Annotated in this window: 10 protein-coding genes; 7 read left to right on the top strand and 3 right to left on the bottom strand. The window is 45.0% G+C overall.

Going from position 1 to position 15,605, the window contains the following annotated elements; genetic code table 11:
- Positions 1–24: 24 nt before the first annotated feature.
- On the bottom strand, positions 25–3,417 hold the full coding sequence (locus tag AC5JPY_RS11895; protein ID WP_493852564.1) for an autotransporter assembly complex protein TamA: 3,393 nt from the start codon (positions 3,415–3,417) through the stop codon (positions 25–27).
- 448 nt (positions 3,418–3,865) lie between these two features.
- Here AC5JPY_RS11895 and AC5JPY_RS11890 point away from each other — a divergent pair, with 448 nt between their 5' ends.
- From AC5JPY_RS11890 to AC5JPY_RS11860, 7 genes are all read left to right on the top strand, one after another.
- On the top strand, positions 3,866–5,197 hold the full coding sequence (locus AC5JPY_RS11890) for an MFS transporter (protein ID WP_493852563.1): 1,332 nt from the start codon (positions 3,866–3,868) through the stop codon (positions 5,195–5,197).
- 217 nt (positions 5,198–5,414) lie between these two features.
- Positions 5,415–6,053, top strand: a complete 639-nt coding sequence (gene coq7 / locus AC5JPY_RS11885; protein WP_493852737.1) for a 2-polyprenyl-3-methyl-6-methoxy-1,4-benzoquinone monooxygenase — start codon at positions 5,415–5,417, stop codon at positions 6,051–6,053.
- A 220-nt stretch (positions 6,054–6,273) separates the two neighbouring features.
- Complete coding sequence (locus tag AC5JPY_RS11880; protein ID WP_493852562.1) at positions 6,274–7,455, top strand: tetratricopeptide repeat protein; 1,182 nt, start codon at positions 6,274–6,276, stop codon at positions 7,453–7,455.
- Positions 7,456–7,779: 324 nt separating this feature from the next.
- Positions 7,780–10,251 carry an esterase/lipase family protein gene (locus AC5JPY_RS11875; RefSeq protein WP_493852561.1) on the top strand — a complete coding sequence of 824 codons (2,472 nt, stop codon included), beginning with the start codon at positions 7,780–7,782 and terminating at the stop codon, positions 10,249–10,251.
- A gap of 452 nt (positions 10,252–10,703) precedes the next feature.
- Positions 10,704–12,200: a cytochrome ubiquinol oxidase subunit I gene (locus AC5JPY_RS11870; protein ID WP_442967625.1), complete on the top strand. Its 1,497-nt coding sequence runs from the start codon at positions 10,704–10,706 to the stop codon at positions 12,198–12,200.
- The gene (gene cydB / locus AC5JPY_RS11865; protein WP_443524549.1) at positions 12,200–13,216 is read left to right on the top strand and encodes a cytochrome d ubiquinol oxidase subunit II; all 1,017 of its coding nucleotides are present in this window, start codon (positions 12,200–12,202) and stop codon (positions 13,214–13,216) included. The genes AC5JPY_RS11870 and cydB overlap by 1 nt, the downstream gene beginning before the upstream one ends.
- A gap of 95 nt (positions 13,217–13,311) precedes the next feature.
- Positions 13,312–13,428, top strand: a complete 117-nt coding sequence (locus tag AC5JPY_RS11860; RefSeq protein WP_423725573.1) for a DUF2474 domain-containing protein — start codon at positions 13,312–13,314, stop codon at positions 13,426–13,428.
- 111 nt (positions 13,429–13,539) lie between these two features.
- Here the strand turns inward: AC5JPY_RS11860 and murU are convergent, their stop codons facing one another.
- Together murU and AC5JPY_RS11850 are read right to left on the bottom strand one after the other, a co-directional pair.
- Positions 13,540–14,286: an N-acetylmuramate alpha-1-phosphate uridylyltransferase MurU gene (gene murU / locus AC5JPY_RS11855; protein ID WP_493852560.1), complete on the bottom strand. Its 747-nt coding sequence runs from the start codon at positions 14,284–14,286 to the stop codon at positions 13,540–13,542.
- Between the two features lie 96 nt (positions 14,287–14,382).
- Entirely contained in the window at positions 14,383–15,498 is a 1,116-nt protein-coding gene (locus tag AC5JPY_RS11850) for an aminoglycoside phosphotransferase family protein (RefSeq protein WP_493852559.1), read from the bottom strand.
- Positions 15,499–15,605 lie beyond the last annotated feature (107 nt).

Raw genomic sequence — 15,605 nt, 5'->3', positions numbered from 1 at the left:
ATTGCACGTTTATAAAGCGAGCACTTACAATGGTGAGCCAATAAAGAAATGTAGGCGCACAGGAATACTTTCTTCTGTCACCCCTGCGGCGACATCGACGCGCACCATTCCAACAGGAGATGCCCAGCGGATACCAACACCAACGCCGACTTTTGTCTCAGTCTCAAAGTCTTTGTCATAGGCGTTACCAACATCGGTAAAGAACGCACCGCGAAAGCCTGGTCTGAACTCATAGTTATACTCTGCACTACCGACCGCCAATACTTGACCACCTGTCAGATAACCATTTTCTAGCGGTGACAGGCTCTCGTAATCATAGCCGCGGATGCTCTGATCACCACCTGCAAAAAAGCGCAGCTTATAAGGAACATCATAAAAATCATCCGCCCAAATATAACCACCATTCACGCTACCTAGCACTTGGTGTTTGTTGTCGTCACCGAAACTATAGATACCGCTGACACCAGCACGAACGATTGCCAAATCCGTATCACTTAGTGCTTTATCAGCACCTGCTTCAATCGAGTAATACTGACGTATACCGCGCGTCGGGTTAGTAGCACTATCCGTATCAGTCTTGTTCATACCATAGCCAAATAGCAACGCTTGCTGCTTAGGGCTGGACGAGGTAAAGCGTATCGGCAAGTCATCAAGCGCTGCGCCATCAACACCCGTCTCAAGCTCATCCAAACGGTAGCGCACAGAGTAGCTGCGATTCCAGCCATTATCACTACGGATATTACGCGCTAGCGCTGCTTTTAGCGTTTTGGTAGACAAATCAAAGTTACCTTCACCTTGGTCAATAACTTCTTCTTCATAAGTAAGTCGGGCGTCCAACTTATCATTGAGCGGATGGTTCCAAGGGCGACTGGCATAGACAGCAACGTTTTTGCTAATTCTTGAGACCTCGGTCTCTGCACCTGCTTGGTAACCCTGACGGTTAAGCAGGTTATAATCAATTTTTGCAGTCGCTCGAACCCCTGTATCCGTACCATAACCCAAACCAACTTGAGCGTCACGGGGCTTATCAGCAGCTACAAAAACATATAGCGGTATTTTTTTGCTCGTCGCAACGTCTTGCGGCGTTTTGCGTCCCGCTAATGTCGGAGGAACGAAGTTTTCGTCGGCCAATATACTTTCTTCGTCAGGGAATATCTTTTGCGCCACGTTACTGATTGAGTCACTGATTTTTCCTAATAGATTATCAGCTTCTTGGTCTTTTTCATCTAGCACACGATCATTTGGTAGGCGGCTTAAGCGCTCTGCTTTTTGTCTTATTGCTTGTAGTTTATCGAGCGTCGCTTCATCAGCTTCAAATTCGATGGCAGCGATATCAGCTTCGTTGACCATCTCCCCGCTGTTGGCAGTCAATGCGCTGTCACCTTCACCGCCAATATCGCTATTGTCGTTGAGAGTATCTTCTCTATTAGTCAGGCTAGCAAACCCATTACCATTGGCAGCATCTAAAATACTGTCGTCATTGACATCATCATCTAATGTACCATCGCTATTGGTAGGCGTATTGTCAAACGCCAATGTACTCGCTTGACTACTATCATCAGGTGGCAGTATGGACTCGACATTGACAGTATTAAAGTAACGGGTCGCTGATAAGTCATTACTGAACTTTGTCACTGATGGGCGATAAAACGGGTCGCCTGGTGTGAATTCGTACAATTGCTGCAGTAATGACAACTCTACTGGTAGTTTGTCAGGGTCTTGTGTCAGCGTGTTGGTCTTTTTGTCATACGTAAAGAAAACCACATCATCAAACTCATAGCGGTCACCTGTGTTGTATACCAACGAGACATCAGCTTTGTTGTCTGGCAAGATAATATCGACAGATTTGTTCAACCAATACTGATCAAAATATCCGTAGGTATTACTCAAAGACTCAAGCGCAGCTTTGCTACTCTTGTACACACGGTGGTTGAAGATATCACCTTCTTGGGGTGGCAGCTCTGTTTTGAGCGCAACAAACTCTTCTTGCTCGCTACCTTCACCGCGAATCTCAACAATACGGCTGTCTACAAGTACAGGCTCGCCCAGCGCCTCAATAACAACGTTGACTGTATCGCGATCAGGCTGGCTCAAACGTAGGGTAACATCATAGTAGCCGACCGCTTTTGCCGCATCTAGTGCCGTCTCACGCAAGCGTGGCAATGCTGCTGTAAAATCAATAACCGACTGTACCGACGTATCATCAAGTGCAGCTTTGATGTTTTTTATCGGTTGAATATCGTTATCAGCCTCAACAAGTACAGCCTTACCATTAGGGGCATCTTCAGCTGACAGTTGCTCTAGATAGACAGTGGTCTCTATATTCGGCAGTGCCATCACGCCGCCGTTGAAAAAGCGATTATAGAGACGCTTAACAATATTGCCTCTGTTGCGAGCACGTGGCTTTGGTTTATCGGCTTGTTCGATACTTTGATTTACCGCTTGGGTATTGCTTTCGTAATCGGGTAAATAATCATCAGGATTGATAATTTCTGCAGGCGTACTGCCTTGATCTGAGGTATCGCTGTTGCCCGCTATTATCTCATCATTGATATTATTTGCTGTATTGACACGTCCGCTACTTACAGAATCACTGACATCAATAGGACGTGCCATAATCTCAGCAGTAGCTGCCCGTTCCTCTATCGTCTCCCCTGTACCTAAGGTATCAAGATTGCTAGGTGTGGGTAGATTGGTCGCATCCAGATCAATATCCAAGCCTATAGGCGGTGTTGTATCATCTAACGTGGCGATTGGCGCATCAAAGGCACTGTCGCCACTGATATTATTTATGTTGTCAATATCTTGAGCGTTTTGCAAGTCCAGCATCGCAAGCTCACGATCGATCTGCTCAGGCGTCATCATCTGATAGCCTTGTTGCTGTACGGCCGTTGCCTGCTGCAACAAATCATCATTAAAGAGGTTCGAATTTCGAAGGGTGTTGTTTTGGGAGCTGCTACTTTGAACACTGCTACTTTGAACACTGCTATTTTGAGTGGACGACTGATTAGCACCAGAGGTTTGGTTACCTAGGGTTTGTTCGTTATAGTCATCTAAGACCGACTGATCGATGATGCCTTGTTCTACGGCTTTTTTTAGACGCAACGCATCCAAGGCAGCATTTAGCTGGGTATCATCGTCTGATAGCGTAGCTGATTGATTGTCAGCAGCTTGGTTACTAACCATCTGATTGCTGGTAAATTGGTTTGTAACCCCTGTGCTACTGGTTGTTTCCGCCAATGCTACAGGGGCAATACTTAGACTGGTTGCTAGCGCAGTACAAAGTGCTGAGCGCTTAAAATACATACGCGGCGCGGTGACATAGACGCTTTGAATACTGGTGTTGCTTTGAATACTCACCCTATCACGCTGCTTTGTGGTTGTGTTGCGTGCTCGAGTTAAAGGGTGCTGTGTCATATCTGTGTCCTATCGCCTCACACGGCGCACTTTTATTAACGATAGCTATCGCTAAGTCTGACCGGTGAATAAGCTTATCGCAGTTTGCTGAATGAATGGTTGACTACTTTGCTCTCAATGATGGACGTTACCAATGCAAACGGTAGCACTAGAACCATGACACCATACAGACAGTTTTGATTGATAGCAGGTCGTCAACTTTACCGTCGCTCGCACCTTTTAATACAACCATATAAAATTTACAAATCATAACTTAGTTAATTATGAAATCATAGCGCAGGTTACATGTATTTTTACCTAAGCCTTGCTATTATACGGCTTAATATTCATAAAACCTATGCTATATTTTGATAAGTTTTTGATAATACTGACGATTACCATAATACTATAAGCTATATTCAGGGCTTTTTCTTACTTTATTAGCCGCGTCTCATCTGTAGGAACGTTCATGTCCAATCAGTTTCAGTTGTTCAAGCGCCGCCGTTTTAGCGCCATGTTTTTCACCCAGTTTTTGGGCGCGTTTAATGACAATATATTCAAACAAGCGCTCATATTGGTTCTTACCTATACCGCTGCCAGTCAGTTGGGTGTAGAAGTCAGTATTTTAAATAATTTGGCGGCGATGCTATTTATTCTGCCTTACTTTTTGTTTTCGGCATTGGCAGGACAGATTGCTGATAAGTATGAAAAATCAAAGCTCACACGATTTATCAAAATGCTTGAGCTGGTCATTATGGCAATCGCTGCGGTCGGCTTTGTCTTTGAGTGGTATGCGCTCTTATTTGTCGCCTTGTTTTTGATGGGTACGCACTCGACCTTCTTTGGACCGATTAAGTACGCGTATCTGCCCCAAGCTATGAAAGAAGATGAGCTGGTCGGTGCTAATGGTCTGTTTCAGATGGGTACGTCCTTGGCTATTCTTGTTGGTATGATCGTCGCTGGCATATTGACTCAGCTATCCCAATCGTTGTATTGGATCAGTGCCACGGTATTAGTTGTCGCTGTATTAGGCTATCTAGCGGCTCGTTATATTCCTAATATGCCAGCCATGCAGCCGGACCTCAAGGTCAACTGGAATATCATCACTACCAGTTTGTCCACGGTACGCTACTTATATTCACTGCCGTTTTTATTCTTTGTCATTCTTGGCAACAGCTGGTTCTGGTTCTATGGGGCGACCTTTTTGACTCAAGTACCAGAATTTAGCAAGGTAATTTTGCACGGTGATGAGTCAGTCGTTATCTTTTTATTGACGCTGTTTTCGGTCGGGGTATCGATCGGATCACTATTATGCAAATCGTTGACCAAAAATCAAGTGAGCTTACGCTTGCTGCCGTTCGGTATTGCTGGATTGAGTATCTTTGCTATTGATTTGTACTTTTCCCTATCCAGCTTAAACATAAACGTGAATAATGATGTATTGCTCGGTATTGGTGATTTGTTTGGTACGAGTGGTAGCTGGCGCGTTTTTGCTGATTTGTTCTTTTTGGGGTTCAGTGGTGGTTTATATATTGTGCCTTTGTATGCCTCGATGCAGGCCTACGCCCCTAAAAGCCACCGCGCACGTATTGTAGGTGCTAACAATATCTTTAATGCGATATTTATGGTGACATCAGCGATTTTTGCGATTGTTATCTTAAACTCACTAGGACTAAGTCTACCGCAACTATTTTTGGTCACTGGTGTGCTCAATATTGCCTTTGGTGCTTTTTTATATATTAAATTGAACAAGCATATCAAACATGCCGTCATTCAAACCAATGACGAGATAACCCCATAAGAGTGATCTTATAAAAAACAGCCCTTTGAACAGGTAATATTGAACTTGGTTGGCTATAGCAATTGATAGTGCTCAAGATCATAATATTGATGCCGATAATTTGGATTGTTTGCTATAGTAATGTGCATAAAAGCTGTGTATAGGATTATTGCCTGAGAGCAGTCGCTACTCTTATTTTATTGATAGAATTTAACGCCATCAGGAGTGAACCATGGCCCTGCGTCCCTTATCCAAAGTCGACCAATTACTACTTGGGGTCGACAAAGCATTACGAGCTGTCGTTCCAAACTCAAACCCCAGTGCGCGCCCGTTACCGGTGAGCAGTGATGAGATTCCTGAGCTGACCATCACTGAGGCGCGTCATGTCGCAGGATTGATGCGTATCAACCATACTGGTGAGGTCTGTGCGCAAGGTCTATACCACGGGCAGGCATTTGCAGCCAAAGACACAGATGTAAAACAAGCCATGCAAGAGTCTGCTGAAGAAGAAGTCGATCATTTGGTCTGGTGCGAAACGCGCTTAAACGAGCTCGGTAGCCATGCTAGTGTCTTTACACCGCTTTGGTATTGCATGTCTTTTGGGCTGGGTGCAGTCGCAGGGGCGATCTCAAATGAGTTTAGTCTGGGGTTTGTCGCGGAGACAGAAGCGCAGGTCAGCGAGCATCTCCAAGACCATATCGATCAGTTACCACAACATGATCAGCGTTCAAGAGAGATACTGGCACAAATGGATATCGAGGAGCTGCATCATCGTGAATTGGCTCTAGCGAGTGGCGGCGCTGCATTGTCACCACCTGTCCGCCAGACCATGCGCTGGATGGCCAATCGTATGAAAGCCACCGCTTATCATTTGTAGGTATTTGTAGATGAGGGTATCGTTGTTTTTATCACTAGTAAGGCGCGTACTGTTGAGCGTATCCAATACTAGCGATTAACATTCCTACCACAGATAGCGTAAAGCTTAATTTGCTAGGGTATTAAAAATTTGTACGATTTGGTAGTGACGATATATCCTGATGATCAACCGGCCAATGAATAAATAACGACTAAATAAATTAAACAAGGTAATGATTTCTATGAAAGCTATCTACTCTAATAATACTGCTGCCACGTCACCGAACAAGTCACCGAAGCTTGCAACTTTGACCGCCCTAGCTGCAGCCTGTACGATGATGCTATCAGCACCTGTACATGCTGCAGAAGCTGACGCTACAGCTACTTCGGTACCCAGTGCTGTAGACTCGAGCAAGCGTGTGATTCGTCTGGCAAGGCCAGGTGCAGTGGCCAATACAGCTCAAGGCACAACAGAAGCTACTCCTTCTAATGGCACTCAGTCAGTTGGTACTCAGCCAATGATGCCGTCAACCAACGCTCAGCCTAACCGTACTCCTTTGAGCACGGCACAGGCAGCACAGATGATGCAATCAAGCAATACTCAACCAAATCGTGTACCTGTCAGCGCCGCTCAGCCACCAGCATCACAAATGATGAGTCCAGCTAATGCCCCCGTGATCAGTGGTACCACTCGCGTCTATGAGCCTGGTCCAATGTCTGCTGCCGGTATTGATCTTCGTAGCGGTCAGTTGCCAAATATTCCAACACCGCGAGTACAGCTTTCAGATATGAGCTTTGTTAAGACCGTACTGATTCCACAGCAAACAGGTCTAGGTACTGATAAACTTGACGTCAGCTTACTTGATGACTTCATCGCAGATGTATCGCCTAATGCTCGTCACTATCCACCAAACTTCCCTAACCGCACTCAGCGCCATTACACGCGCGAAAAAATCAAAGTCTTGACCGACTGGATCGAGCCGTATGCCAAATCACCAAATGCCTCTTATGACGTCTTGCTCCGTGCAGCCAAACTAAATGGTATGGGTCGAAATCTAGATCTAGGCTCAGACTATACGGTGCGCGGCGGACAGTATGTTGACCGTGCCATTAAAATTCAGCCAAATAGCGGCGAAGCTAATTTCTTATACGGTATGATGCTATCAGAAGGTGGCGGGTTTAAGGAAGGTCAAAAGTATCTAGAGAAAGCGGTTTCTGTTGGCTATACCGAAGCTGAACAAAGCTTGGCGCAATCAGACCTACTCAGTGATCGCCGTGCTAATGCATTAGAGCGCTTACGTCGCCTTGAGGGACAATACCCTAACAATACGGTTATCCCTCAACAAATCAAACTCGTTGAAGAAGGTAAGTTCTACATTTGGGATATTCCAGCACCTGACATCAATGTCAAACCCGGTGCGTAGATTGAGTCTGCAGGTTTATGACTAAAATGAGTAAACCACAACACTAGCTCGACACAATAGCTCCAAACAGAAAAGCGCCTTTGTTCTATTAATATAACCATTAATACAAACACAGGCGCTTTTTTGTGTCTGTTACAATAATAATTATAGCGCTCTAGTGGTTACCTCAGCTTATCTAAGCAAATACTCTCGTTTTGAAACTTACCACTTAGTCATAGCATCTCAAATAACATAGTCTAATGTCACAAGTTGCGCTACACTCATTATAGCCAAAAGTATTTTAATTGATCTCTTCTCAAAACTACCCTTTTACTGGACTGACCTATGACTCCTGTTAGCCCTAGCAAGCATACGATGATATCCACCAATAAAAAAACGCCGTTTGTTACTTCAGTCGTATTATTGGTAGCGGCTACCCTACTACCAGCATGTAGTGTCGTCTCGGTAGAAAGACAAGCATCAGCCAAGACCATCTCAGCACAGCGCGGCAACATTGTCACTGACAATGAGCTGAGCAGCGATACTGCATCTGCCTTGTTATCTGCAGGTCTAAATGAACAAGCCTGCTTGCAGCAATTTGAGTTGTGTTTGACCCAGCTTACTGACAGTATTTTAAATAAGCACTACCGACCTGCACTGGCTATTTTTGCGGAATTGCACTACGCAAAAGCGCGCCAGCTCGCCGATTCACAAAACTGTCGTAACGCCCTTGCTCGACCGCCACTTGATCCCTATTATGCCAACGCGCCTTTGAGCGACGCTGATGCGAAAAAACAGCAAGACGCAACCAATCTATGTCTTAATAGCTACCAGGAACGACTATTTGATGCCGTAAAATCCAGCTATACCTATTTGTTTTATGACAGCTTGACCCATGACTTTGAGGGTGCCGATAAGAGTTACAGTAGTGCCCACGCACAGACTCGCATCCCAACTGACAATGATATTCAGACCCAAGATATCTATAATGCTGCTAGCAATGATGTCATCACTCAGCTTTATCGATCGACAGAAGACGCCGATAAGTTGATGAATGACACAAAGGTAGAATACCTGCCTATCCCTGCTGCTAAACGCGATAGTAGCGAGCAAGCAGCCATTGCCAATCGCGCACCGCTACAAGGCAAAGCGGTTGATCAGATCAAGGTCATGAATGTACAGGTAGATGGCTATAACCTTGGTATTTATTTGCCAAATGAAAACAACTATCTGCAAAATGCTCATAAGCAAGACTCTGCACTAGCAGATTTAGTCTCCACTTATGAGCTGCGTCTGTCTGGGCTTAACTCTGTCAGTAAACGCCCAGGTTTGGGCATCAGCTTGGTTGCTTCATTGGACGATCGTTATACCACGACCATTCGTCAGTTACTCACGTCCTCTCTATCAGGTCGATTAGCCGATGATGATAAGAATAAAACGGAGAGTGAACCAAGCACTCGCATTTACCCTACAGGTCACCTACTGCTAACAGGCCTGATAAAACCAAGCGGTGATAGTGTATTGGATGTGTTGGGTAGTCGTCAGCTCGACGTTCATTTGTACAACCCTTACCAGACCGAGACTGTCAACGTCCTCAACGATAACTACCCTTTGGCTGCCAACTTTTCAGCAGGCTACGGCATGTGGCTCGCAGAAAACCAATTGGATAGTGTCGGCTATCTGAACTTGATCACGCGTCAGCCGGAGGCAAGACTGCCTAAACTCTTTATGCTTGAGCCTTATGATCCTGATAAGCGTGTCATCATTATGCTGCATGGTCTGGCCTCTAGTCCGGCAACATGGGTTAATCTGACCAACGATATTCTTAATGACGACAAACTGCGTGACAACTACCAAGTTTGGCAGATATTTTATCCAACCAACTTACCTATTTTAGAAAATCGCTATCAAATTCAACAGTTAATCAATAGTACTTATGAGCAGACGGATCCCAATGGGCAAAACCGCGCCAGTCAGAACAGTCTGATTATCAGCCACAGTATGGGAGCACTCATTGCCAGAATGATGCTATCTGATGATGATTTGGTTGATGACTTAGACAGACTGGATGACCAAGAGGTGCTGTCCAATAGCGAAAAACGACAAATTCGTGATGCACTCAAAGCCTCTTTCGGTGAAAAAGAACTCAAAAAACGGTTTGAGCTACAATCACTGCCACAAGTCGATACCGCTGTGTTTTTGTCCGCACCCTTTCGAGGTACTGACTATGCAGACCGCTGGTTCACGCGTGCACTGCGCCGCATTGTCTATTTGCCAGTTGGGTTGGCGAAGACCGTCACTGACAACTTAGCCACCATTGCGACACAAGGCGATCTGGCGCAAAACCCATTAGGGGCCTTGTACTTACAAAACGGTGCCAGTCAGTTAAGTAATAAGTCCTCTTTTATTGAACTGACCAAAGACCTGACGATTAATGACCGTGTGACCTATCATTCGATTATTGCCAATAATGATGCCGACATTACCCAAGGGCTGGCACAAACACAGCCAGAGGGTGTCAAAGTCGACCTATCTCAAGCGAGAGAAAAAAATCTCGAAGACGAGAATGCTAGTGTTAGCGTGACAGAAAACACATCTGATCAATCCGCTACGCCAACAGTCGCAGCGGTGACTGTCAATGATGATATTAGCCAAGCACTGACTGAACGCCTGTCAGATGGTATCGTTCCTTATACTAGCGCGCACTTAGATGGCGCTGCTTCTGAAACTATTATTAGCGGTGGTCATAGTATCCAAACCAATCCACAGACTATTTTGACGTTACGAAGAATACTTCATAAACAGTTACAAGAATGATGTATGTTTTTGTTATCTATGGGTATCTGGTAGCGTGGATCACCACACAAAAACTGGGACAGTAGCTTCCTTAAACGATATGGCTAATTTTTAAGCTATTGTTTTTTATAAAATTAGTATTATTTTTCAAGGGCGATTAGCAATTATTTCGATGACTGTTAGGTAGGTGACTGGCTACCTACTCGGGTTGCGTGACTATCTAGGGAAGCGCATAATATATCTATAGCACATGACTGTAATATATGAATTTATAGGGACATAAATTATTCAATCCAGCTAAACCGTGACTCGCAAGCTTAGCCACAATTTATGCCTAATGTTGCTAACGTTTGTATCACCAAAAGCCATTGCCCGTAATCATTGTCACCTTGATCTATGTACAGTTACGGACAGTTACTTGAGCGTTGTACGGAAGCCAGCGCTATTCAGCTAACAGATGAGAGTAACCGTTTATGTTCGCTACATTTATGATAGACCAGCTCGATGCGCTGATGCTCGCACGCATTCAGTTTGCTTTTGTTATCTCGTTTCATATTGTCTTTCCTGCCTTCTCTATCGGACTTGCCAGCTGGCTTGCAGTGCTTGAATTTCGCTGGTTGAGAACTGGTAATCCTATCTATGCTGAAGTTTATAAGCATTGGGTCAAGATATTTGCCGTCGTTTTCGGTCTGGGTGTGGTATCTGGCGTGGTGATGTCTTACCAGTTCGGTACCAACTGGGCTGTCTTCTCTGACAAGGCAGGTAACGTTTTAGGCCCACTACTCGCCTATGAAGTATTGACCGCGTTTTTCTTAGAAGCTTCTTTTTTGGGTATCATGCTATTTGGCTGGGGACGTGTCAGCAAGCGCATGCACTTTGCCTCGACTGCCATTGTCGCCATCGGTACGCTAATCTCGGGATTTTGGATCCTGTCTGCCAACAGCTTTATGCAAACCCCTCAAGGTTTTATGATGGGTGCAGACGGTTTACTTTATCCAACCGACTGGCTTGAGATCATTTTCAATCCTTCGTTCCCCTACCGCTACGCCCATATGATGACTGCAGCATTCTTAACGACTGCCTTTGTTATCGGTGGTATTGGTGCTTACTATATCCAATCCAAAAAACACGCCGATCACCGTGAGCATGGTCGCGTGATGCTTGGTATGGCGATGATTATGGCTATCTTTGTCGCGCCAGCGCAGGTATTGATTGGAGATGAGCATGGTCTAAATACGCTTGAGCACCAACCAGCCAAAGTGGCTGCAATGGAGGGTATCTGGGAAGATGAGCGCGGTGCCGCTCTACGACTATTTGCGATTCCTGATCAAGAAAACCAGACCAATAAATATGAAGTAAAAATTCCTTATGTGACTGGTTTGATTCTTACCCATTCATTGGATGGTGAAGTCAAAGGTCTGAAGAACTGGGCCCCTGAAGATCAGCCACCGGTCATCATTGTGTTCTGGGCATTTCGTATCATGGTTGGTATCGGTATGCTTATGGTACTGGTTGGCTTATTTAGTCTCTACAAATACTTTAAGAAACAACAATTCAATTCTGATAGCGTATGGTTCCACCGTGCGTGGATGATGATGACCCCGCTTGGTTTTATTGCTCTATTGTCCGGTTGGTTCGTGACTGAGACAGGACGTCAGCCTTGGACAGTATATGGGGTGATTCGTACTGCTGAAAGTATGTCTCCTCTTGCAGCGCAGCAAGTGGCTACGACACTCATTGGCTTCATTGTGCTCTATATATTTGTTTTTGGTGCCGGTAGTTTTTATATCTTACGCTTGATTGCTCAAGGTCCTAAGCCTTATACAGACCCTGCTGAAGACAACTTCTATGAGCACTCAGTAACAGAAAGCCAAGGTCGCGCATTGAGTGGCGATAGCAATCCTGCCAAAAATACTGAAGAGGACTTAGATGCGCCTGCAGATGACGTCGATGATGGAGGATTACGCTAATGTTTAACTTCGGTGATGTATTAGACTTACCTCTCATTTGGGGCGGATTGATTGCTTTATCTGTCTTTATCTATGTGCTGCTTGATGGGTTTGATTTGGGCTGCGGAATTTTATTCCCATTTGCAGGCTCAGACAAAAATCGCAGTCGTATGATGAATTCTATCGCCCCTTTTTGGGATGGTAACGAGACATGGTTAGTGTTAGGCGGAGGCGGTCTATTTGCCGCATTCCCTGTTGCTTACGGTATTATCATGACAGGTCTCTACCTGCCTGTGACTGCCATGCTGTTCGGTCTTATCATGCGCGGGGTAGCGTTTGAGTTTCGCTTCAAGTCATCGTCGCGTCGACATGTATGGGACACTTTCTTTTTTGTAGGCTCAGTCGTTGCTACCTTTTCTCAGGGCATTATGCTTGGGGCGTTGGTGCAAGGGCTAGAGGCCAGCAACCGTCTCTATACTGGTGGTCCGTTTGATTGGTTTACGCCTTTCTCGATCGTTTGCGGATTTGCCATGATTATTGGTTATGCCTTACTTGGCTCGACATGGCTTATCATAAAAACAGAACATACTCTACAAGTATGGGCGCGTAGAGTCTCAGGCTGGATGCTGAGCGCCTTAGTGGTAGCGATGATTGTCGTCACCGCGTTTATGTACTTCTCGGACATTGATGCGTTAGAAGGATGGTTTGGTTTTCCAGAGCTGCTATATCTTGCCCCTATGCCTGTCATTGCTGTGATTTTGTTCTTTGTCATGCGTAAAGACTTGAAGACCGAGCGTGAATATCGTCCGTTTTTATTGACGGTTGCGCTATTTCTGATGGGTTATATTGGTGTTTGTTTTGCGCTATTCCCATATATCGTACCGTATCAGATGACGATTTATGAGGCAGCGGCGGCGGATACTTCGCTATCATTTATGCTTATTGGCGCGGTTATCATGCTACCGATTATCTTGAGCTATACCGCTTTTGCTTACTATACGTTCAAGGGTAAATCTGATCATAATCCGATGTACTAATTGCTAATAGTGATAAGTAACGGATCAGCTAGAAACGGTGGCTATTACTGTTGATAGTCGATAGCCACTGTTCATACGCTAATCAGGAGAAAGATATGAAAAAGCTCAGTAAAAAACAATCTCAATGGTTATGGTTTATTGGTCTATATACAGCAGGGTTTTTAGTTGTGTTTACGATTGCACAGCTCATTAAACTTGCTATGGGTGTTTAATAAACAGCATCTGGGACTATAGCTACTGACATTGAAGATAAATGTCGAAACCCATAAAAAAGCAGCGTTGATGATTCAACGCTGCTTTTTTGTGAGTTTTTGCTAAATTAGCTAGTCTGCTCTACCTTGGTGACTCTCCATATCATTTTGTTCAACAAAGTCATTTACTTGTGTCAGACGTTCAGGGGTGCCCACGTCTATCCAGTTATCCGTAATCACTTCAGCAGTAATCTGAAACTTAATCATCGCCTGCTTGAGCAGCGGCGCCAATGCAGCAGGCTGCCCTGGTACTAATCCCTCGACCAATGCGGGTGACATCACACTAATACCTGCAAAGGTATATTTGTCTGCGTCGCCAACCGGGTGCTCACTAGCCAGACCATTGTTGATCGCAAAATCGCCACCATTGTTGTGCTCTGGGTTATCAATGAGTAGCAAATGCGCGCGCTGGTCGGCGCTCAGCACATAGTCTTGTAACTGAGCGAAATTGTAGGTCGTCCAAACATCAGAGTTGACCAAAATAAACGGCTCATCTCGCAGCTTTCCTGATTGTAGCGCTTGAAAGATACCACCTGCCGTCTCTAACGGTTCATCGCCTTCTACTGACCAATGCAGCGTGACTCCGTATTGCGACCCATCACCTAAGCTATCCATAAGTTTGTCAGCCAACCAAGAGGCATTGATTGTAATGTCAGTAATACCTGCTGCCTGTAATGCTTTGATGTGCCACACAATAAGCGGCTGACCACCGACCTCGACCAAGGGCTTTGGCGTCTCTAATGTTAATGGACGCAAACGTGTGCCCTTGCCAGCAGCCAAAATCATTGCTTGCGTAATCTTAGACGTAGATGTCGACATGTACGCTCCTTTTTATATTATTATTTGAGTACTCGTTATTTAAGTGCTCATTATTCAAGTAATCAGTTTAACTGATGTTTATTGTAGCGACTCATCCTAAGAAAGCGAAAGTGATGCAAATTTTTCTTGATATGCAGGCAGGACAGTCTCTTGTAGCCATTGATTAAACGGTCGAACGGCAAGCGCGATGTCGTCACTTCCTTGTTTAGCCAACCAGTTTAATTCAATAATTAGATCACGCATGACCTTGGGAATATCCGCTAGATAACGATCTTTGCCATCACGTTCAGATAATCGAATAAAAATACCCAGCACCTTTAGATGACGCTGTACACCCATGACGTTCACATCGTTTTCAAGCTGTGACGCAGTGTCTGCTGTAGATAGTGAGTTTTGCTGTTGTAACTGCCAAAAGTCGTTAATCCATGTAGACACTTGACTCTCTGGCCATTCGACATAGGCATCGCGTACTAGCGACACCAAATCATACGTGTAAGAGCCGATCACGGCGTCTTGAAAATCAATCACACCCAAACGTGATGTGTCCGCTTGGTCTTGCATCAGGTTGCGGCTATGATAGTCACGATGGACAACTACTTGTGGTTGCAACAAGATTGCATTTATCAATGTGGTTTTTAAATTCTCCCATACCGTCTCGTTTAGATCGACCCCGATATAAGGTATAAACCATTCGCTAAATAGGGTCATCTCACGATCTAATAGCGCTGTATCATAATCTGGCAGCTGGTGCTCCGATTTTGCAGCCTCAACGGGTACCGTTTGCAGCGCTACTAGTGTCTGCATTGCCAGTTGATAATAGTCGTTAATTTGCGCTGGCGCTGCGTCTGTGAGCAGATGCGCAAATTCTGTAGCACCAAAATCTTGTAGTACCAAAAACCCTTTTTCCAGATTTTGTGCGACGAGCGTCGGTACATTGATGGCAGGCGACATGAGCTTGGCGACATTGATAAACTGACGCATGGCATCTTGCTCGTCAGCAGAGTCCATAACAATATAGCGCGTACTTTCTGGCTTATTAGCTTCTGATAGTTGAATGCGATGATAGCGACGGGCGCTCGCATCACCAGGCAAACTCTCCAAACTAAAAGCTTTATCTGTAAATACTTGCTGCAGCCACTGCTCTAGTTGTTGTTGGCGATTGTCGTTATTGTTATCGGTCATGTCAGGCTCTATAGTCATTTTATCAGTCATAATGGGCATCGTTGGTTAAATATAAATCATAAATAATTAAAGTAGTGATAAGTCAGGCAAATACTTGCTAAAATAGCCCTGTCCTGGGCCGCAACATCAGCGCCAGT

The organism is Psychrobacter sp. H27 (assembly GCF_059072655.1).
Note: the sequence above shows the minus strand (reverse complement) of the source record. Positions and strands in the feature narration are given on the sequence as shown.

What these genes read in the sequence shown, in the direction of transcription:
- AC5JPY_RS11895 (WP_493852564.1), bottom strand. Translation starts at nt 3,417, where the DNA reads ATGACACAGCACCCTTTAACTCGAGCACGCAACACAACCACAAAGCAG.
- AC5JPY_RS11890 (WP_493852563.1), top strand. Translation starts at nt 3,866, where the DNA reads ATGTCCAATCAGTTTCAGTTGTTCAAGCGCCGCCGTTTTAGCGCCATG.
- AC5JPY_RS11880 (WP_493852562.1), top strand. Translation starts at nt 6,274, where the DNA reads ATGAAAGCTATCTACTCTAATAATACTGCTGCCACGTCACCGAACAAG.
- AC5JPY_RS11875 (WP_493852561.1), top strand. Translation starts at nt 7,780, where the DNA reads ATGACTCCTGTTAGCCCTAGCAAGCATACGATGATATCCACCAATAAA.
- AC5JPY_RS11870 (WP_442967625.1), top strand. Translation starts at nt 10,704, where the DNA reads ATGTTCGCTACATTTATGATAGACCAGCTCGATGCGCTGATGCTCGCA.
- cydB (WP_443524549.1), top strand. Translation starts at nt 12,200, where the DNA reads ATGTTTAACTTCGGTGATGTATTAGACTTACCTCTCATTTGGGGCGGA.
- AC5JPY_RS11860 (WP_423725573.1), top strand. Translation starts at nt 13,312, where the DNA reads ATGAAAAAGCTCAGTAAAAAACAATCTCAATGGTTATGGTTTATTGGT.
- murU (WP_493852560.1), bottom strand. Translation starts at nt 14,286, where the DNA reads ATGTCGACATCTACGTCTAAGATTACGCAAGCAATGATTTTGGCTGCT.
- AC5JPY_RS11850 (WP_493852559.1), bottom strand. Translation starts at nt 15,498, where the DNA reads ATGACTGATAAAATGACTATAGAGCCTGACATGACCGATAACAATAAC.